This is a genomic window from Streptomyces sp. NBC_00448 (genome assembly GCF_036014115.1).
Lineage (GTDB): Bacteria > Actinomycetota > Actinomycetes > Streptomycetales > Streptomycetaceae > Actinacidiphila.
Genome location: NZ_CP107913.1, coordinates 7,208,695 through 7,226,942, shown reverse-complemented (window position 1 = coordinate 7,226,942; position 18,248 = coordinate 7,208,695). Strand labels below are relative to the sequence as shown.

At 75.8% G+C, this 18,248-nt stretch carries 13 protein-coding genes and 1 pseudogene; 2 read left to right on the top strand and 12 right to left on the bottom strand.

Features of this window, described 5'->3' with window-relative positions:
- The first annotated feature begins 53 nt into the window (after positions 1–53).
- Positions 54–1,505, top strand: a complete 1,452-nt coding sequence (locus OG370_RS31255; RefSeq protein ID WP_328470138.1) for a sensor histidine kinase — start codon at positions 54–56, stop codon at positions 1,503–1,505.
- 128 nt (positions 1,506–1,633) lie between these two features.
- Positions 1,634–2,302 carry a response regulator transcription factor gene (locus OG370_RS31250; RefSeq protein WP_328474603.1) on the top strand — a complete coding sequence of 223 codons (669 nt, stop codon included), beginning with the start codon at positions 1,634–1,636 and terminating at the stop codon, positions 2,300–2,302.
- A 78-nt stretch (positions 2,303–2,380) separates the two neighbouring features.
- Here OG370_RS31250 and OG370_RS31245 read toward each other — a convergent pair whose 3' ends face one another.
- The 12 genes and pseudogenes from OG370_RS31245 to infB form a co-directional block, all read right to left on the bottom strand.
- Positions 2,381–2,944, bottom strand: coding sequence for a DinB family protein (locus OG370_RS31245; RefSeq protein ID WP_328470136.1), 564 nt, complete (start codon positions 2,942–2,944; stop codon positions 2,381–2,383).
- Between the two features lie 84 nt (positions 2,945–3,028).
- A complete protein-coding gene (locus tag OG370_RS31240; protein ID WP_328470134.1) occupies positions 3,029–3,988 on the bottom strand; it encodes a bifunctional riboflavin kinase/FAD synthetase in 960 nt (319 codons plus the stop codon).
- 178 nt (positions 3,989–4,166) lie between these two features.
- Positions 4,167–4,967 (bottom strand): protein-tyrosine phosphatase family protein, encoded by an 801-nt coding sequence (locus OG370_RS31235; protein WP_328470132.1) that lies wholly within the window; start codon positions 4,965–4,967, stop codon positions 4,167–4,169.
- Positions 4,968–5,134: 167 nt separating this feature from the next.
- Positions 5,135–6,064: a hypothetical protein gene (locus tag OG370_RS31230; RefSeq protein WP_328470130.1), complete on the bottom strand. Its 930-nt coding sequence runs from the start codon at positions 6,062–6,064 to the stop codon at positions 5,135–5,137.
- On the bottom strand, positions 6,061–7,554 hold the full coding sequence (locus OG370_RS31225) for a PEP-utilizing enzyme (RefSeq protein WP_328470128.1): 1,494 nt from the start codon (positions 7,552–7,554) through the stop codon (positions 6,061–6,063). Before OG370_RS31225 ends, OG370_RS31230 begins: the two co-directional genes overlap by 4 nt.
- Before the next feature lie 322 nt (positions 7,555–7,876).
- A pseudogene (locus OG370_RS31220) lies at positions 7,877–8,113 on the bottom strand (PEP/pyruvate-binding domain-containing protein); the annotation flags it as partial.
- Between the two features lie 148 nt (positions 8,114–8,261).
- Positions 8,262–8,504 carry a hypothetical protein gene (locus OG370_RS31215; RefSeq protein ID WP_328470126.1) on the bottom strand — a complete coding sequence of 81 codons (243 nt, stop codon included), beginning with the start codon at positions 8,502–8,504 and terminating at the stop codon, positions 8,262–8,264.
- Between the two features lie 267 nt (positions 8,505–8,771).
- Positions 8,772–12,848, bottom strand: a complete 4,077-nt coding sequence (locus OG370_RS31210; protein WP_328470124.1) for a serine protease — start codon at positions 12,846–12,848, stop codon at positions 8,772–8,774.
- Between the two features lie 369 nt (positions 12,849–13,217).
- Positions 13,218–14,114 carry a tRNA pseudouridine(55) synthase TruB gene (gene truB, locus OG370_RS31205; protein ID WP_328470122.1) on the bottom strand — a complete coding sequence of 299 codons (897 nt, stop codon included), beginning with the start codon at positions 14,112–14,114 and terminating at the stop codon, positions 13,218–13,220.
- Entirely contained in the window at positions 14,111–14,638 is a 528-nt protein-coding gene (rbfA, locus tag OG370_RS31200; protein ID WP_328470120.1) for a 30S ribosome-binding factor RbfA, read from the bottom strand. Before rbfA ends, truB begins: the two co-directional genes overlap by 4 nt.
- 44 nt (positions 14,639–14,682) lie before the next feature.
- Positions 14,683–14,979 carry a DUF503 domain-containing protein gene (locus tag OG370_RS31195; protein ID WP_328470118.1) on the bottom strand — a complete coding sequence of 99 codons (297 nt, stop codon included), beginning with the start codon at positions 14,977–14,979 and terminating at the stop codon, positions 14,683–14,685.
- Positions 14,980–15,081: 102 nt separating this feature from the next.
- Positions 15,082–18,231 carry a translation initiation factor IF-2 gene (gene infB, locus OG370_RS31190; RefSeq protein ID WP_328470116.1) on the bottom strand — a complete coding sequence of 1,050 codons (3,150 nt, stop codon included), beginning with the start codon at positions 18,229–18,231 and terminating at the stop codon, positions 15,082–15,084.
- Between the last annotated feature and the right edge of the window lie 17 nt (positions 18,232–18,248).

The following is an 18,248-nucleotide window of genomic DNA, read 5'->3' as shown; positions in this document are numbered from 1 at the left end:
GTGCCCGCTCCGCCGCAGTTCCTCCCCCGGAAATCCCGTCCCCGGAGTGCCCGATGAGCCTGCCGACCGAATCGGTCCCGATGATCCGCCCGCCCGGCCGGGGACGGCTGCGCGGTGCGAAGCGGCTGACGGGTGCCGAACGCTCGTCGGGTGCGGGACGCGTGTCGGGTGCGGGACGCGTGTCCGGTGCGGGACGCATGTCCGGTGCGGTGCGGGCCGTCGCGGACCGGTTCGGGTGGGGTCCGGCGAGGCGGCGGAGGCCGGCCGAACACCTGCCGGTGGACGCGCTGTTCGCGCTCGGGATGTTCCTGTTCTTCACCGCGCTCCAGCACGGCGTGCTGCGCCACGCCCCGATTCCGACGCTGCTCGTGCAGAGCGGACTGGTCGTACCGCTGGCGTGGCGGCGGCGGACACCGATGGTCGTGTTCGGCGTGGTGGCTGGGGTGGCGTTCGCGCAGTGGCTGGCCGGCGTGAAGACACCGGCGGACGGGGTACTGCTGGTCGCGCTCTACACGGTGGCCGCCCAGGTCAGCGGCCTGGCCCGCCTGCTGGCCGCGTTCGCGGTCCTGGAGTCGGGCATCGTGCTGGCCACCGTGCGGTGGTCGATGCACGACCGCGCGGTGGCGAGCTTCGTCTCGCTGTCGGCGATGTCCGTCGCGGCCGCGGTGATCGGCACCAACATGCGCTCCCGGCGGCAGCACATGGAGTTCCTCGAGGATCGCGCGGTGCGGCTGGAACGGGAGCGGGACCAGCGCGCCCAGCTCGCGGTGGCCGGCGAACGCGCCAGGATCGCCAGGGAGATGCACGACATCGTGACGCACAACCTGTCGGTGATGGTGGCCCTCGCGGACGGCGCCGCGTTCGCCATGGAGCGGTCACCGGACCGGGCCGCGGCGGCGATGCGGCAGACGTCGTCGACCGGCCGGCAGGCGATGACCGACATGCGCCGCTTCCTGGGAGTGCTGCGGGCCGACGAGCCGGACGCGCTGCGGCACCCGATGCCCGGGATCGCCCAACTCGACGCGCTCGCCGAGCAGGTGCGGGCGGCGGGGCTGCCGACCCGGCTGGAGGTCGCGGGCGAGCCCGCCGTGGTGCCGGCCGCGGCGCAGCTGACCGCCTTCCGGCTGGTGCAGGAGGCGTTGACGAACACCCTGAAGCACGCGCCCGCGGGTGCCCGGGCGGAGGTGCGGCTGTCCTGCGAGCCCGACGCGCTGGCGGTCAGCGTCATGGACGACGGCGCGGGCGCGACGCCTCCCGCACCACCGCCCGGCTCTTCCGACCCGCACGAACCGTATGGGCCACACGAACCGTACGGACCTGACCGGCCGGGCCGGGCGCCCCAGCCGGAATCGCCGTCCACCACCGCCCGGGCCGCCGGGCACGGCCTGGCCGGCATGCGCGAGCGGGCCGCGGCCTACGGCGGGCAGCTGACCGCGGGCCCGCGCCCCGGCGGCGGCTGGCAGGTCGCGACGGTGCTCGCGCTGGCCACGCCCGAGGCGCTGTGAACGGGCCGGGCGCAACAGGCGGCGCAGGCGGCACCGGCGTGGGTGGCACCGGCGTGGGCACGGGCCACCCGGACAACAGCAGCGGCAACGGCAGCAGCAGGGACGACACTGGTACGGCGTCGGCGCCGATCCGGGTGCTGCTCGTGGACGACGAGCCGCTGCTGCGGATGGCGTTCACGATGGTGCTCGACGCCCAGCCGGACATGACGCCGGTCGGCGAGGCGGGGGACGGCACGCAGGCGGTACGCCAGGTACGGGCGCTGCGGCCGGACGTGGTGCTGATGGACGTGCGGATGCCGGGCATGGACGGCATCGAGGCGACGACGCGGATCGTGGAGAGCTGCCCGCGGTCACGAGTGCTGATCCTCACCACCTTCGACCTGGACGCGTATGCCTTCGCCGGGCTCAAGGCGGGCGCCTCGGGCTTCCTGCTGAAGAACGCGCTGCCCGAGGAACTGCTGGCCGCGATCCGCGCGGTGGCCGCGGGCGACGCGGTGGTGGCGCCGCGGATCACCCGGCGGCTGCTGGAGCGCTTCGCCCACCAGCTCCCGTCGGCGGACGACCGCACCGGCCACCCGTCGGGCGACGACCGGCTGGCACGGCTGACCGCCCGCGAGCGCGAGGTCCTGGTCGAGGTCGGCCGCGGCCTGTCCAACACGGAGATCGCGGGCACCCTGCACCTGGCGGAGGCCACGGTGAAGACCCACCTGAGCCGCATCCTGGTCAAACTCGAACTGCGCGACCGCGTGCAGGCCGTGGTCTACGCCTACGAGGCCCGCCTCGTCCGCCCGGCCTGACCGCTCCCCGGCCCCGGCTCTTCCCCCGGCCCGTGGCCCCGGCGTCCGGCCCCCCGCCCTCGGGCCCGGCCCCCCCGGTCAGAAGCCCGTCGCACCGTCTATCCGCTCGCGCAGCAGGTCCGCGTGGCCGTTGTGCCGGGCGTATTCGGCGATGAGGTCGACCAGGATGAAGCGCAGCGACATCTCCTCGCCCGTCACCAGGGAACGGCAGGTCGCGTCGAGCGAGGGCGCGGCGGCCACGATCCGGCGGGCGTGCTCGCACTCGCCGCGCCAGAGCGCGAGCGCCTCGGCCACGTCGCCGTCGAGCCACTCGAAGTCCTGGTCGGGCGCGTCGTCGGAGTAGTGCAGCGTCGGCAGGTCCTCACCGGCGAAGTGCTGCCGGAACCACCAGCGCTCGACCCCGGCGAGGTGCCGGACCAGGCCGTGCAGGCTCAGCCCCGACGGCGGGACCGCCTTCTCGGACATCCGGTCCGCGGCGACGCCGGCGCACTTCAGCGCGAAGGTCTCCCGGTGCCAGTCCAGGAAGGCGGTCAGCGTCGCGCGCTCGCCATCCGTCCGGGGCAGCTCGGGGCGGCCGGTGCGCTCCGACGCCGACGCGAGCTGGATGTGCCGGGCGAGCTGCGTGTAGTCCTTCGCGGTCATACCCGAAGTCTCGCAGCGACCACTGACAGCCGGCAGGAGCGTCAACGCCTGCCGTGCCCCCACCGGTTGCCGGGCGCGGCGCCCTCAGGCGCGGGGCGGTTCCGCCGCTTCGACCAGTTCGCGGGCGCGCTTGACGTCGTCGGCCATGCGTTCCAGCAGCGCTTCGACGGTGTCGAACTTCTCCATGCCGCGCAGGTAGGCGAGGAAGTCGACGGCGACGTGCAGGCCGTAGAGGTCGAGCCCGACCCGGTCGATGGCGTACGCCTCCACGGTGCGGGCGGTGCCGTCGAAGGTGGGGTTGGTGCCGACCGAGATCGCGGCGGGCATCGGCTCGCCCTCGACGTGCAGCCAGCCCGCGTAGACGCCGTCGGCGGGGGTCGCGGTGTGCGGGAGCGTCTCCACGTTGGCGGTGGGGAAGCCGAGTTCGCGGCCGCGCTGGGCGCCGCGCACCACCACGCCCTCCACCCGGTGCGGGCGGCCCAGCACCTCGGCGGCGCCCGCGACGTCGCCCTCGGCGATCAGCCGCCGGGTCAGCGAGGAGGAGAACGGCTCGCCGCCGCCGGCCGTACCGCGCACGAACAGGTCCACCACTTCGAGGTCGTAGTCGTACTTCAGGCCGAGCGCGGACAGGAAGTCCACGTCGCCTGCGGCCTTGTGGCCGAAGCGGAAGTTGGGCCCCTCCACGACGAGTTTGGCGTGGAGGCCGTCGACCAGCACCGTGCGGACGAACTCGCTCGGCGTCAGCTTGGAGAACTCGCTGGTGAACGGGAGGATCAGCAGCGCGTCCACGCCGAGTTCCGCGACGAGTTCGGCCCGGCGGTGGTGCGCGGACAGCAGTGGCGGGTGGCTGCCGGGGCGGACCACCTCGCTGGGGTGCGGGTCGAAGGTGACCACGACCGACGGCAGCCCCAGCTCGCGGGCCCGCTGCACCGCCCGCCCCATGATGAGCTGGTGGCCGCGGTGCACACCGTCGTACGACCCGATGGTGACGACGCTGCGGCCCCAGTCACCGGGAACGTCCTCCAAGCCCCGCCACCGCTGCACCTTGACGCTCCGCTTCTGCTGTTCGACTGCTGTCCGGCCGTGTCTTCGCTGTCTTCACGCTGGTTCGCGCGCTTGTCTTGGCCCTGCTCTTCGCGCTGTCTTCCGTCACCGCGTGCCCGCGGCCCACGCGGCACGCGCCCGCGCTACGGACAAGCCTGCCATGCCGCCGGGCGCCGCCTCACAGCGACGCCTTGATCCGGCGGGGCGCGTCGAGCAGCCGGCTGATCCCGCTGACCAGGGCGGGCGGCTGCCGGCTGCCGTGCCGCCCCGCGTGCAGGACGTAGTAGACCTGCTCGATGGAGGGCGGGCCGACCGCCACCGTCCGCACCGCGGCCTGCTCCGCGGTGGCCTGCCCGGTCCACACCAGGTAGGCGGCGATCATCACACCGGTCCGGCCGACACCCGCGCCGCAGTGCACGTAGACCGGTCCGTCGGACGCTTCACGATCCGCAGGAAGTCGTCGACCTGCCGCTCGGTGGGAGTCTGGCCATCGCGGATCGGCAACCGTACGGCGGTCGGCCCGGGCGGGGAGCGCGGACTCCCGGGCGGACAGGTCCTCGGCGCGCAGGTCCACCACGGTGCGGATGCCGTCGGCGGCGAGTTCGCGGTAGCCGGCCGCGGTGGGCGCGGACCCGCGGTAGACCTTGCCGTCGACCTTGAGGAAGTGGTTGATCCCCGCGGGGGTGTGCCGGCCGCCGGACGCGTCGTGGCGGGCCCACGCGGTCAGCGCGAGCATGCCGCCGGCCGCCCCCGCCCACAGCACGCCGTAGCCGAGCAGGCAGCAGACCAGCACCTTGGCGGCGCGGCGGACCAGCGCTCGCCCGGACCAGGCGACCGGGATCGCCGCGACCCCCGGGACCGGCAGCGTGGGAGCGGCCGCGAGCGGTGGGCCCGACGACGGAAACGGGGGCGCCGACGACGGCGAGGCGGAAGGTGACGGGGAAGGCGAAGGAGGGGCCTGGGACAAGGCGCTGTTCACCACCTGGGTGGAAAACGGGGGACGGTGGCCGCCGTCCCTCCCCAGGGGCGACGCCGTACGAGCAGGCTACCCGCTGCCGGCCCGGGGGCGGCCGTGTCCAGGCCGGGCTGTGCCGAGGGGCTGTACCGGCGCGGGGCCGTGCCCAGGTGAGGCCAGGTGAGGAGGCGTCAGTGCGGGAGGGCAGCCTGGCCGTCACCCAGGATCTTCGCGGTGGCGCGGTTCGCGGTCGCGTCGGTCAGGCAGCCGCGCAGACGCATCACGTCGCGCGGGCTCAGGGCCGGGCGGATCACGCCCGCGTAGACGCCGTCGGAGAGCACGCCCAGGCGCGCGTCGGGGCTCGGCGCGGAGGTGGAGCGCCGGCAGCCCTCCCACAGGTCGCGGGCGGCCAGTTCGGGGGCGGCGGCGCCGGAACTGCCGTGCACCTTGACCTGGAAGACGACGGTGGTGGCCGCCGCGCTCGGCCGCGCCTCCTCCCGCGTCTCGGTGGCGTCGGCGAGCGCGTGGACGCCCCAGATCAGCAGGGCCACCGCGGCCACCGCGCCGACCACGGACAGCAGCACGCGCAGCCTGCGCGCGGGCGGCACCGCCGGCTGGTCCTCCAACTGCGGGACGGCGCCGCGCACTCCGCCCGCGGGCGCGGCCAGCGGCGCCAGCCGCCCGGCGAGGCGGCGCTCGGCCCCCGGCCGGGCGGTGGCCGCCGCGATCCGCTGGATCACCCAGGCCACGCCGGACAGCGCGGCACCGGTCACCATCAGGATCGGCACGAAGACGAACGTCCCCGTGCTGCCGTCGCCGCGCCCGGCGCCGTCCCGCTGGTCCGCCCCCAGCCAGCGGAAGGGGTGCGTGGCGGACTGCTCGCGGGAGTGCTCCAGCCGCCGTCTTATCTCCTCGGCGCGGGCGTCCGAGTCGTTCAGCCGGCGCTCCAGCCGTCCCATCCGGCCGAGCAGGATCACGCACACCAGGAAGCCCTCCACGGCCAGCAGCAGCACCCCGCAGAGCACGGCGCGCTGCCACTCCCACCGGTGGAGGTAGACGACGAGGTAGATCGCGGCGGCGAGGGTGGACAGGCCGCCGAACAGGTAGCTGACGTACTTCATGCCGCCGCTCCCTCTCCCTTGCCCCGCGCATCGCCGTCGGGACCGGTGGGCCCGGTGGAATCCGGCGGTGGGGCGGTCCGGGCGGCCACGGCGACGGGTTCGGCGGGCTGCTCGGTCGGCGGCTCGGATACGGCGAGGGGTTCGGAGCGGGGTCCGGTGACGGCTACGGCTTCAGGTACGGGGCCGGCCGCGGATTCGGCCCCGGACGCGGCTCCGGGTGCGGGATCAGCTACGGGTTCGGGTGCGGCCTGCCCGGCGTACGGCGCCTCGACCGTCTCCACCGCACCGGTCCCGCCGTCCACCGTGAGGACCGTGCCCGGGGTGAGCCGCTCGACGGCCCGCGAGACCCCCACGGCGGTCGGCAGGTGATACTCGCGGGCCGGCACCGCCAGATGGGACAGCACGCTGCCGGTCTCGGCGACCAGCCCGGTGAGGCCGGGCAGCAGCGGCGCGAGCGCGGGGTCGAGCGTGCGGACCACCAGCACCGGGTGCGGCGGGCGCGGCCCCTCGCCGTCCCACGCCGTACCGGTGCCGTGGCCGCCGCCCGCGCCCTGACCGCCGCCGTCGGCACCGCGACCCCCGCCGCCGCGACCGATGCGCACCGCCTGCGGACTCCCGTCGGCGGCGATCCGGAAGGCCGCCGGCAAGGGCGCGCTCTCCGGCCGCGGCGAGCGCTCGGCGAGGCCGGTGGGGCGGGCGCCGCCGTCGGCCACGGCCATGAGTTCACGCCAGCGCAGTTGGGCGATCCGGCCCCGCTCATCGGGCGCGTAGTGCGCGTCGATCCGGCTGCCGATCTCGCGCACCATCGACGTCTGCATCTCCTGCACCCACCGGATGCGCAGCCGCAGCCCCTCCCGTACGGACAGGAAACCGACGCCTCGCGGCACGCCGTTCCAGCCGACGTGCTCCGGCAGGTCGGGGCGCTTGCCGAGCGAGGGTGGCAGCAGCGTCAGCAACACCGGGTGCCGGCGGACCGGTTCGTGGTCGGAGCGGCCGCTCTCACGGCCCTCGGCGAGCACGGCGAGCGCCTCGCCCGCGGCGGTGCTCCCGGCGTCGGTGTCCAGCAGGGCGCCGGCCGGCGACTCCTGCGCGTGCAGCGACGCGAGCACCGTACGGCCCCAGGCGACCGCGGTCAGCAACTCGCCGCTGAGCATCTGCCGGAGCGCGGTGAAGTGGTGCAACTGGCGGTCGACGTCGGCCATCAGGTCGCGGGCGAGCAGCGGCAGCGCCGTACGCAACCGGCCGACCCGCCAGGCCGCGGCGGCCCGCCGAGCGCCGGGAGCGGGGTTGACGAAGTTCAGCACCGGGTGGGCGGCGGGCACCGCGCCGAGCAGCCGCAGGTCGGCGGCGGCCCGGCCGTCCACGGCGGTGGCGACCGGCAGCCTGCGCAACTTGCGGCGGGGCGCGGCGCCCGCGATGTCCAGGGCGAGGGTCAGGCCCTGGTTCATCGGGGCCAGCCACAGGTCCTCCTCCAGGGGTTGGGAGGACACCCGGCAGTGTCTCGGCGGCCGGTCCGGGGCCTAGCAGCCGCGCTCCCCTGGGCGGGCGGGCCGCCATCGCCGTGATCGGCCGGGCCGGGAAGAGCCACAGCCGCCCGCCGTCGTCGAAGCCGAACTCGACGTCCTGCGGGCCGCCGTAGACCTTCTCGGTACGGCGGGCCAGCCGGACGAGATGGGCCAGCCGGCGGCGGCCGAGCGGGCCGGTGCCGTGCGGTGCGGCCGGCTCGGTGCGCAACAGCCTTCCGCGGCGGGTGAGTTGGTAGCGCACGCCCGGGGTGCTGCCGTCCACGAGCCGGTCGGGGCCGCCGGTGACCGCGCTGACCAGGACGTGGTCGTACCTGCCCTCCACCGGGTCGGCACCGAGCATCACGCCGCCGGCGGCCGCCTTGAGCATCGGCTGCACCAGCACCGCCATCCCGTGCAGCGGGTCGGCCGTGCCCGCGCCGCCGTCCGGCGCCGCCCGCAGCGCGGAGTCCAGCACCTGCCGGACCGCCCGCGTGAACGCCTCCCAGCCGCGTACGTCGAGCACCGAGTCGAACCGGCCCGCCATCGAGGAGCCCTCGGTGTCCTCGTGCGCGGAGGAGGAGCGGACCACCAGCGCGGCCGGGTCGTGAGGTCCCGGACCGCCGCAGCCCGCCGTGGGCGCCGTGTCGATGCCTGTGCGGCCGGCGCTGCCCGTGCGGCGCGCACCGCCCGTGTCACCCGGGCCGCCCGTACTGTTCCCGCTCGCCTCGCTCGCCACCAGCAGTTCCCAGGCCGCCCGCAGCGCGTCGTCCCCGCCGGGGCGCCGGGGCGCCCGGCGCCCGGTCGGCGGCAGCCCGCGCGAGGTTCGCCGCCTTCGCCCCGGCCACGGAAGGATCGGCGGCCACGGCGCTGTCCAGCGGCGCCACCGCCAGCGCCATGGCGTCGATCCCCGCGATCCCCTCGATCCCCATGCCCATTGCCAGCTCCTTCCGGCGGCCGCCACCCCCAGGGGGTTGCTCCGGGAACCGGTCGCGGGTCACGCGACCGCCCTCAACGGCCCTTACCCGTAAGGGCAACGCTTCTTCACCGCCCAGACTTTCCGCCGTCGCCGACGTGTCGCCTCCGGCGCCGTCCGACCGATCCGTTCCGGCCATCCCCACCGTCGGGACGGAGAACTCACCGGTCGGCGCGGGTAGTTGGGCGCGCGAGGGCCGCGATGTCCACGGTGACCGCGTTGGCCGGGCTCAGGAGGCGACGAGGAGGTCATGGCGGGCGCTCGGGCCCAGCAAGGTGTCCCAGGTGGTGTCGGTCAGCCAGGTGCGCAGCAAGTGGGCGAAGGAGGGGTGCTCGGCGGCGAGGGCGACCACGGTGCGGTCGAAGCGGGCGGCGCCCTGGGGGGTGCGGGTGAGCAGCAGGGCGAGGCGGTGGACGAGGTCGCGGGTGAGCAGGGGGTGTTGCGTGGGGGCGGCGAGGGCCGCGGCGGAGAGGAGCGCGGCGAGCACGTCGGGGTCGCGCTCGGTCTCCAGGGCGGCGTCGAGCAGTTCGTGGCGCAGCGGCTGGGACAGGTGGGTGCCGGGGGTGGCGAAGACCGGCAGCAGGGCCGACCTGATCGGTGCGGGGTGGTCGCGCAGCAGGGCGGCGGTGAGGGTACGCAGCAACGGCCTTGCGCCGGGGCCGTGTTCGAGCCGCAGGTCGAGGTAACGGGCGACGTCGGGCGCGGCCTCCGGGTGCTGCTGGAGGTGGTCCTGGACGAGGACGGCTGCCCTCCGCGCGAGCACCGGTTCCCTGACGGCGGCGAGCGCGGCCAGCACCTCGGCAGCACGCAACGCCGTACGACGCCCGGGCGCGGCGCCCGCCGAACCCTCCCCGACGCCCGCGCCCGTGCCCGCGTCTTCGCTCCCGCCCCCGTCACCGCCCGCGGCGCGCAACCTCGTCCGAAACGCGTCGAGCACCATCTCGGGGTGGGTGTCCATCGCTTCGACCAGCGCGTCGGGCGCGAGGCCCGGATCGCCCGCGGCGAACCCGCGCAGCGCCGCCGGCAGATAGCGCACCCGGGTCGCGGGGTCGCGGACCAGCACTCCCAACGCCGCGCCGTGTAGACCGGTTTCGTCGGCCCGGGCGAGCAGCGCGAGGGCCGCGTACCGGAGCAGTTCGCGATCGGCGGGCCCGCGGGCGAAGGGCGCGACCCGGGCGCCGTACGTGGCGGCGGCGACCCGGCGGTCCGGGCGCGGGTCGTGCGCCCAGCGGTCGACGGCCCGGCAGATCGCACCCGGATGGTCCTCGGCGAGCGCGACGAGCACCGCGTCGGCGCCGGGGTGCCCGGCGTCCACCAGCGCCTCGGTCAGCGCGTCGGGGGCGCGGCGGCTGTGGGTGTGCAGGAGCGCCTGCGCGGCGGAGGCGACGGTGAGGCGCCCGCCGACCGCGAACGGGTGCGCCGCCTGGAGCGGCCGGTCGTCGTCGAACCACCCGCACACCTCGGGCACCGCCTGCCCGCCCTGCTCGCGCACCAGATCCGCCACCACGCTCAGGAAGCGGTCCTCCCGCCCGGCGCCGGGCGGCCCGTCCGCCGGGAGCAGCACCCGCAGCAGTTCCAGCCGGTCCGGCTCGGCCAGTGGCACCGCCCGCCAGAACCACGGCCCGAACTCGCCCAGCGCGCCCAGGCGTTCAGGGACGAAACCGCCGGCCGCGATCGAGCGCACCACGATCCGCCCGGCCAGCGCGCGCAGTACGGGCAGCAGGGGCCCGGCGTCCTCCACCCGCAGCAGCGCCTCCCGCAGCAGGTGCGCGGCCCACCACTGGGCCTCGATCCGGCGCCGGTCCGCGCCGGGCGCCACCGCGGGCACCAGCGACGCCCGCCCGGCCCCCCAGGGCTCTCCCGGCGCCGGCTCCGCCACCCGCGCGGGGACGAGCGCCCGGCCCCGCACAGTGGGCACCGTGTCCGCGTCCAGGTCCGCGCCTTCCGGCTCCGGTCCGGCCGGATGGCGGCCCCAGGCCGCGGTCGCGGCAGCGGCCGGCGGGCCCACCGGCCGCACCGGCGGGCGAGCAGGTCCCGGCCACCCGGGCCGCCCGTCGTCCAGCACCTCGACCAGCGCCCCGAGATACGCCGCGCGCGACTCCGGCGCCGCGAGCAGCAGCGCGCCCACCACCGGCCCGGCACGGTGCCTCGGCACGGGCAGCGAGCGGGGGCGGCCGGAGGGGCCGACCGGCGGCGCGGGCGGCACCGGCGGCACCGGCACCGACCGGCCGTACGCCCCGCCGGCCCCCGAGCCGCGGCCGGCCCCGGCGGACCGCCCACCCGCCCGCGACGGGAGCCGCACCGGCGCGTCTCCGGGCACGAGCGGCGGCACGGGGTGCCCGGCGGACGGCGACCAGCGGTGCACCAGGGCGTTCAGGGCCGTCGCCAGATCCAGGTGGAGGGACTGGACCCAGTCGCCGAACTCCTCGTGTGCGAAGCGGTATCCCGCTCCGGCCGGCACCAGCAGGCCCTCGGCGAGCACCGCGGACGCCCATCCCGTACGCCACGGGAACAGTTCCTCGAACGCCTCCCGGTCCAGCTCCCCCTGCCCCGGGCCCAGGCAGCGCCGGGCCGCTTCGTGGGCCTGCCCGGCCACCCGGGCGGCCAGCCGGCGCAGCCCCCGGCCGCGTACCGGCGGCGAGGTCGGTGTCGCGGCGCCCAGCCGCACCGCGATCCGCAGGCACGCCGCGTCCAGGTACGCGGCGAACACCTCCGCGCGGCTCGGCGGCGGCCCCTCCTCGGCGAGTTCGCCGAGCGCGGCCCGCACCTGGGACAGCAGCCGCAGCGTGAGCGGGTGCCCGGCGTCCCGGGGGCGCAGGGCGGCGTCGGGCAGGCCGTGCCGCTCGCGGGCCTCGGCCGCCTCCGTCCCGGCCAGGTCCCCCAGCCGCACGCAAGGCGGCAACGGCCGTACGGGCGCGCCGGGTTCGGTTTCCGTGCCCTCGCCCCCGCGCGCCCCCGGCACGTACAGCAGCTCGGCGGGCAGCATCGCGCCGGCCTGCTCCCAGAACTCCGGGCGGCACGCCACCACCAGCCGGGCCCGGCTGATCCGCAGCCAGCCGGCGGTGGCGGCGGCCCACCCGGCGATTTCGTGGGCGAGGACGGGCGGCATCTCCTCGGGTGCGTCCAGCAGGACGACCAGGGGGCGGCCGGCGGCGTGGGCGAGGACGGCGACGTCCTCGGTGGCGTCGGCCATGCCGTACGCGAGCGGGGCGTACTGCGACTCGCCGGGGGCGTGGCCGGCCGCGCTGACCACCCGGGCGGCGGTGCGCAACGCGCGTTCCACGGCGTCCTTGACGCTGCCGTCGCCCGGGCGCAGTTCCGCACCGCGCAGCCAGACCGTCGGGGCCGGGTGGGCGGCTTCGTGGCGGCGGGCGGCCAGCGCGGCGAGTTCGGTGCTGCGGCCGGTGCCGGGCTCGCCGACCAGGCCGAGGGCGAGCGGGGCGGCCTCGCCGCGGCGGCCGAGGAAGTCGTCGAGCGCGGCGGCGATCCGGGGTCTGGCCACCGGGTCGCGCCAGGGTTCCGGGGCGCTGCCGGCCGAGCCGACGCTGGTGTCGGCCAGGTGCAGGGCGCCCGCGAGGTTCAGGTGCGGGCCGTACGCCGGCACGGTCGCGGCGGCCCGGGCGACCAGTTCGGCCAGCGGAGCGGGCGGGGACGCGGCGTGCAGCGGCACCGCGAAACCACCGGCGCGGTGCCCGGCGTGCAGGGCGGTCACCACCACCGCGAGGACGGCGCCGGTCGCCGCGTCGACCACCGGGGTCCCGGACGCCTGCGGGCCCGCCTCGGCCAGGTCGGCGCCGTCGAGCGCCAACTCGTAGACCCCCTCGATCAGATGGAAGCGGTCGGTGGCGGTGTACGTGACCGCGGTGGTGCCCAGCACGGTCGCCGCGGCCGCCTGCGGCAGCCGCAGCACGGCCCGCCGCTCGGGATGCCCGGGACCCGCGGGCGCGATCGGCAGGGGGCGTACGTCGAGGCCCTCGGTGGCGACCAGCGCGAGCCCGCACCCGGGCAGCGGGGTGACCGCCTCGGCCTCGACCAGGCACACCTGCTCGCCGGGGGCGTGCAGCACCAGTCGCGCGAGGCCGTCGACCGCCTCGTGACTGGTGATCAGCGTGCCGTCGCGGTCGGCGAGGAAGCCGGTGCCGCGCGTCCGTCCGGCCAGGTCGCAGACCCGGATCAGCGCGCCCGCGCCACCGCCGGCGCCGCCCGCGCCGTCCTGCGCGCCGGTTCGTCCGCCGGCCTGTTCGCCGGTATGCCCGGCCCACCCGGCCCACGCCCGGGTCCTGCCACCACTGCGCACCGCTGCCATGACCGGCTCTCCCCCACTCCGCCCGCGCCCCCCTGCGCCCCGTTTCGTCCCGCTATCGACGGTAGGTGGCGGAAGATCCGGCGCCAAGATCGCCGGACGAACGCGCCCCCCGTGCGACCCTCCGTTCACTCCGAGCGCCCGGCCATCCGGGTGATTTCGGGGGCTCGGATGGACAAGGACAGCTCAGGGGGGTTGGAGGGGGTCGTGGGGCGGGGCCGCCAAGGGGACAGGCGGTCCCGTCGCACGGCAGGGCAGACGTACGGCGGAACCTCCCCGCGCACGGCAGAGCAGGCGTACGGCCGGGACCTCCCCGCGCACGGCAGGTCAGACGTACGGGAAGACATCCCCGTACCCGCCCGCACCTGCCGGCTACTGCGCGAAGCCCGCCACGATCTTCGCGTGGCCCTGCTGCTCCTCGACCAGCGCGAGGAACCGGCCGTCGGGCCCGAAGGCCGCGTGAGTGCCGGAGCCGAGCGCCGGAGTGCCGATCCTGACCCCGTTGCCGAGCAGCCGGGCCTGGTCGGCGTCGACGTCCCAGCGGGGGAAGGCGGCTGCCGCGGCCCGCTCGATCGGCAGCACCTCGAAGGACTCCTCCAGCTGCTCCAGCGTGCGCGCCCCCGTCAGGTCGTACGGCCCCACCCGGGTGCGGCGCAGCGCCGTGAGGTGGCCGCCGACACCGAGGCCGGCGCCCAGGTCGCGGGCGAGCGCGCGGATGTACGTGCCGGAGGAGCAGGTCACGGTGACGTCGAGGTCCAGCAGGCCGGGCGCGCCGTCGGGCACCCGCATCTCCCGCACGGTGAAGGCGCTGACCGTCACCGGCCGGGCGGCCAGCTCGAACTCCTCGCCCTCGCGCACCCGGGTGTAGGACCGCACCCCGTTGACCTTGATGGCGCTGACCTTGGACGGCACCTGGAGGATCGCCCCGGTGAGCGCGGCGACCCCCGCGTCCACGGCCGCCCGGGTCACCTCGGCGGCGGACGCCTCGGACGTGACGTCGCCCTCGGCGTCGTCGGTGACCGTGGACTGGCCGAGCCGGATGGTGGCGGCGTACTCCTTCTCGGTGAGCGCGAGATGGCCGAGCAGCCGGGTGGCGCGCTCCACGCCGATCACCAGCACACCGGTCGCCATCGGGTCGAGGGTGCCCGCGTGGCCGACCCGCCGGGTGCCGGCCAGCCGGCGCATCCGGGACACCACGCCGTGCGAGGTGAGCCCGCCGGGCTTGTCGACGACGACCAAGCCCGACGGGCCTTCCTTCCTGGGACTCATGCCTGGGTGCGACCGTCCTCGTCGCCGGCCGCGGTGGCCGGGCCGTCGTCGTCCGAAGCGGCTTCCGCGCCCTCGGTGCCGGCCTCGTCGTCGAGGTCGTCGTCCTCGGCCGGCTTGCGGTACGGGTCCGCCTCGCCGGCGTACTGGGCGTCGGTGGCGGTCTTGCGCACCTCTTCGTCGGCCGCGCGGGCCTTGGCCAGCAGGTCGTCGATGGTGCGGGCGTTGTCGGGCAGCGCGTCGGCGACGAACGCCAGGCTCGGGGTGAACCGCACCCCTGTCTGCCGGCCGACCTCGGAGCGCAGCACGCCCTTGGCGCTCTCCAGGGCGGCGGCGGAGGCGGCGCGCTCCTCGTCGTCCCCGTAGACCGTGTAGAAGACCGTCGCCTCCCGCAGGTCACCGGTGACCCGGGTGTCGGTGATCGTCACATACCCCAGCCGCGGGTCCTTGATCCGCCGCTGAAGGGTCTCCGCGACCACGACCCGGATGCGGTCCGCCAGCTTTCGCGCCCGCGCGGTGTCGGTCATCGTGTTCTTCTCTCTTCACTCGGTTGGTTCGGTCCGTCGTCCGGTCAGTCGTCGTCGCCGCCGTGGATACGCTGCCGTGTCGACAGCAGATCCACCTCCGGGCGGGCGACCATCCAGCGCTCGCACCGGTCGAGTACGTCCTTGACGTGCCCGAGGTCGCCGGACACCGTCGCGATCCCTATCTCGGCCCTGCGGTAGAGGTCCTGGTCGCCGGTCTCGGCCACGCTCACCGCGAACTTGCGGTGCAGCTCGGCGACGATCGGGCGGATGACGGACCTCTTCTCCTTCAGCGACCGTACGTCACCGAGCAGCAGGTCGAAGCGGAGTGTTCCTACATACATGACTGTGAACGGTACAGGCGACGGCCGGGGCCGATCGACGGCTTTTCTGCCGTCGACCGGCCCCGGACCGGTGGTGCTGCCCGCCGTCGGCGAGCCGTGGGATCAGCCGCGCGGCTTCTCCCGCATCTCGTAGGTGGCGATGACGTCGTCGATCTTGATGTCGTTGTAGTTGCCGAGGTTGATACCGCCCTCGTAACCCTCACGAATCTCGGTGACGTCGTCCTTGAAGCGGCGCAGGCCCTCGATGTTGAGGTTCTCCGCGATGACCTTGCCGTCGCGCAGCAGGCGGGCCTTGGTGTTGCGCCGGACCTCGCCGGAGCGCACCAGCACACCGGCGATGTTGCCGAGCTTGGAGGAGCGGAAGACCTCGCGGATCTCGGCGGTGCCGAGCTCCACCTCCTCGTACTCGGGCTTGAGCATGCCCTTGAGCGCCGCCTCGATCTCCTCGATGGCCTGGTAGATCACCGAGTAGTAGCGGACGTCGACGCCTTCGCGTTCGGCCATCTGGGTGGCACGCCCGGCGGCGCGCACGTTGAAGCCGATGACGATGGCGTCGGAGCCGGTCGCCAGGTTGATGTCGGACTCGGTGACCGCACCCACGCCACGGTGCAGCACGCGGATGTCGACCTCCTCGCCGACGTCGAGCTGGAGCAGTGCCGATTCCAGCGCCTCGACCGAACCGGACGCGTCGCCCTTGATGATGAGGTTGAGTTCCTGCACCTCACCGGCCTTGAGCGCCTCGTCCAGGTTCTCCAGCGAGAACCTGCGGCCCTTGCGGGCGAACGCCGCGTTCCGCTCGCGGGCGGCACGCTTCTCGGCGATCTGCCGGGCGGTGCGGTCCTCGTCGACGACGAGGAAGTTGTCGCCCGCGCCGGGCACGTTGGTCAGACCGAGCACCAGCACCGGAGTCGACGGAGCCGCCTCCTCCACGCTGGCGCCGCTGTCGTCGAGCAGGGCCCGGACCCGGCCGTACGCGTCGCCGACCACCATGGTGTCGCCGACCCGCAGGGTGCCGCGCTGGACCAGGACGGTCGCCACGGCGCCGCGGCCGCGGTCGAGGTGGGCCTCGATCGCGATGCCCTGCGCGTCCTGCTTCGGGTTGGCCCGCAGGTCGAGCGAGGCGTCCGCGGTCAGGACCACGGCCTCCAGCAGGCTGTCGATGTGCAGGCCCTGCTTGGCGGAGATGTCGACGAACATGGTGTCGCCGCCGTACTCCTCGGCGACCAGGCCGAACTCGGTGAGCTGACCGCGCACCTTCGTCGGGTCGGCGCCCTCGACGTCGATCTTGTTGACCGCGACCACGATCGGTACGTCCGCGGCCTTGGCGTGGTTGAGCGCCTCGATCGTCTGCGGCATCACACCGTCGTTCGCCGCGACCACGAGGATCGCGATGTCGGTGGACTTCGCACCACGGGCACGCATGGCGGTGAACGCCTCGTGACCAGGGGTGTCGATGAAGGTGATCGCGCGCTCTTCGCCGTTGACCTCGGTGGCGACCTGGTAGGCACCGATGTGCTGGGTGATGCCACCGGCCTCGCCCGCGACCACGTTGGTCTTGCGGATCGCGTCGAGCAGGCGGGTCTTACCGTGGTCGACGTGACCCATGACGGTCACCACCGGCGGACGGGAGACCAGGGCGTCCTCGCCGCCCTCGTCCTCGCCGAACTCGATGGAGAACGACTCGAGCAGCTCGCGGTCCTCCTCCTCCGGGCTGACGATCTCCAGCACGTAGTTCATCTCGCCGGCGAGCAGCTCCAGGGTGGAGTCGGACACCGACTGGGTGGCGGTGACCATCTCGCCGAGGTTCAACATCACCTGGACGAGCGACGCCGGGTTGGCGTTGATCTTCTCGGCGAAGTCGGTGAGCGAGGCACCGCGCGACAGGCGCACGGTCTGGCCGTTGCCGCGGGGCAGCAGCACGCCGCCCACGGACGGGGCCTGCATGGCCTCGTACTCCTGGCGCCGCTGACGCTTGCTCTTACGGCCTCGGGCCGGACGGCCACCGGGGCCGCGACCGAAGGCGCCCTGCGTTCCGCCACGGCCACCCGGGCCGCCCGGACGTCCGCCGAAACCGCCGGGGCGCGGACCGAAGCCGCCACCGCCGCCGGGGGCACCGCCACCGGGACGGGGACCGCCGAAGCCGCCACCGCCACCACCGGGACGACCGCCGCCACCGGGACCGGCCGGACGGCCGGCGAAGCCGCCGCCGCCACCGGGACGCCCACCGGGACCGCCGGGACGGCCACCGGGGCCGCCGCCGGGACGCCCACCGGGACCGCCGGGACGGCCGCCCGTGGAGGGCGCGGGACGCTGCGGCATCATGCCCGGGTTCGGGCGCGGGCCCGAGGACTGCGGGCGGGGCATGCCGCCCGGGGACGGACGGGAGCCGCCGGGGCCGCCCTGACCGCCACCGGGACGCGGGGTGCCGCCGGGGCGCGGAGCACCGCCGCCGGGACCCGCGGGACGCGGGGCACCGCCCTGGCCGCCGCCGGGACGCGACGCGCCACCGGGGCGCGGCATGCCGGTGGAGCCGGACGTGAACGGGTTGTTGCCGGGACGCGGACCGGCCGGGCGCGGAGCGCCGGGACGGGCACCGCCCTGGCCGCCCTGCCCGGACGCGGGGCGGTTGCCGCCGGGGCGGCCGCCGTCACGCTGACCGGCGTCGCGCTGACCGCCGGCCGGAGCCGGACGGGCCGGGCGCGGACCGGGCGCGGCGCCACCGGGACGCTGGCCCTGGGCTGCCTGCCCCTGACCCTGACCCTGGCCTGCGGCCGGGGTCGTGGGCGCGGACGGGGGTGCCTGGAACTCCGCGGCGGGCACGGGTGCGGCCGGCGCGGGCTTGGGCGCGGGGGCCGGCTTGGGGCCGGGCCGCGGGCCGGAACCGGACGGCGGCGTGGCGCCACCGCTCGGGGCGGCCGGGGTCACCGGACCGTCGGCCGGCTTGGGCGCCGCCGGGGCAGCCGGACGGGCCGGCGCACCCGGGGTGGGGCCGGCCGGCTTGGGGGTGCCTCCCGGGCGGCCTGCCGCCGGGGAGGGCGCCGTCTTGCGCGGCGCGGACGGCTTCGCAGCGGACTTGCCGGCGTTACCGCCGCCGGGTCCCTGGAAAGCGTCAGTCAGTTTGCGGACAACCGGCGCCTCGATCGTCGAGGACGCCGAACGGACGAATTCGCCGAGTTCCTGGAGCTTGGCCATGACGACCTTGCTCTCGACTCCCATCTCCTTGGCGAGTTCGTATACCCGGACCTTAGCCACTTCGCTCCTTTTAGGTC

What these genes read in the sequence shown, in the direction of transcription:
- truB (WP_328470122.1), bottom strand. Translation starts at nt 14,114, where the DNA reads ATGAGTCCCAGGAAGGAAGGCCCGTCGGGCTTGGTCGTCGTCGACAAG.
- OG370_RS31195 (WP_328470118.1), bottom strand. Translation starts at nt 14,979, where the DNA reads ATGTATGTAGGAACACTCCGCTTCGACCTGCTGCTCGGTGACGTACGG.
- OG370_RS31215 (WP_328470126.1), bottom strand. Translation starts at nt 8,504, where the DNA reads ATGGGCATGGGGATCGAGGGGATCGCGGGGATCGACGCCATGGCGCTG.
- OG370_RS31230 (WP_328470130.1), bottom strand. Translation starts at nt 6,064, where the DNA reads ATGAAGTACGTCAGCTACCTGTTCGGCGGCCTGTCCACCCTCGCCGCC.
- rbfA (WP_328470120.1), bottom strand. Translation starts at nt 14,638, where the DNA reads ATGACCGACACCGCGCGGGCGCGAAAGCTGGCGGACCGCATCCGGGTC.
- OG370_RS31210 (WP_328470124.1), bottom strand. Translation starts at nt 12,848, where the DNA reads ATGGCAGCGGTGCGCAGTGGTGGCAGGACCCGGGCGTGGGCCGGGTGG.
- OG370_RS31255 (WP_328470138.1), top strand. Translation starts at nt 54, where the DNA reads ATGAGCCTGCCGACCGAATCGGTCCCGATGATCCGCCCGCCCGGCCGG.
- OG370_RS31245 (WP_328470136.1), bottom strand. Translation starts at nt 2,944, where the DNA reads ATGACCGCGAAGGACTACACGCAGCTCGCCCGGCACATCCAGCTCGCG.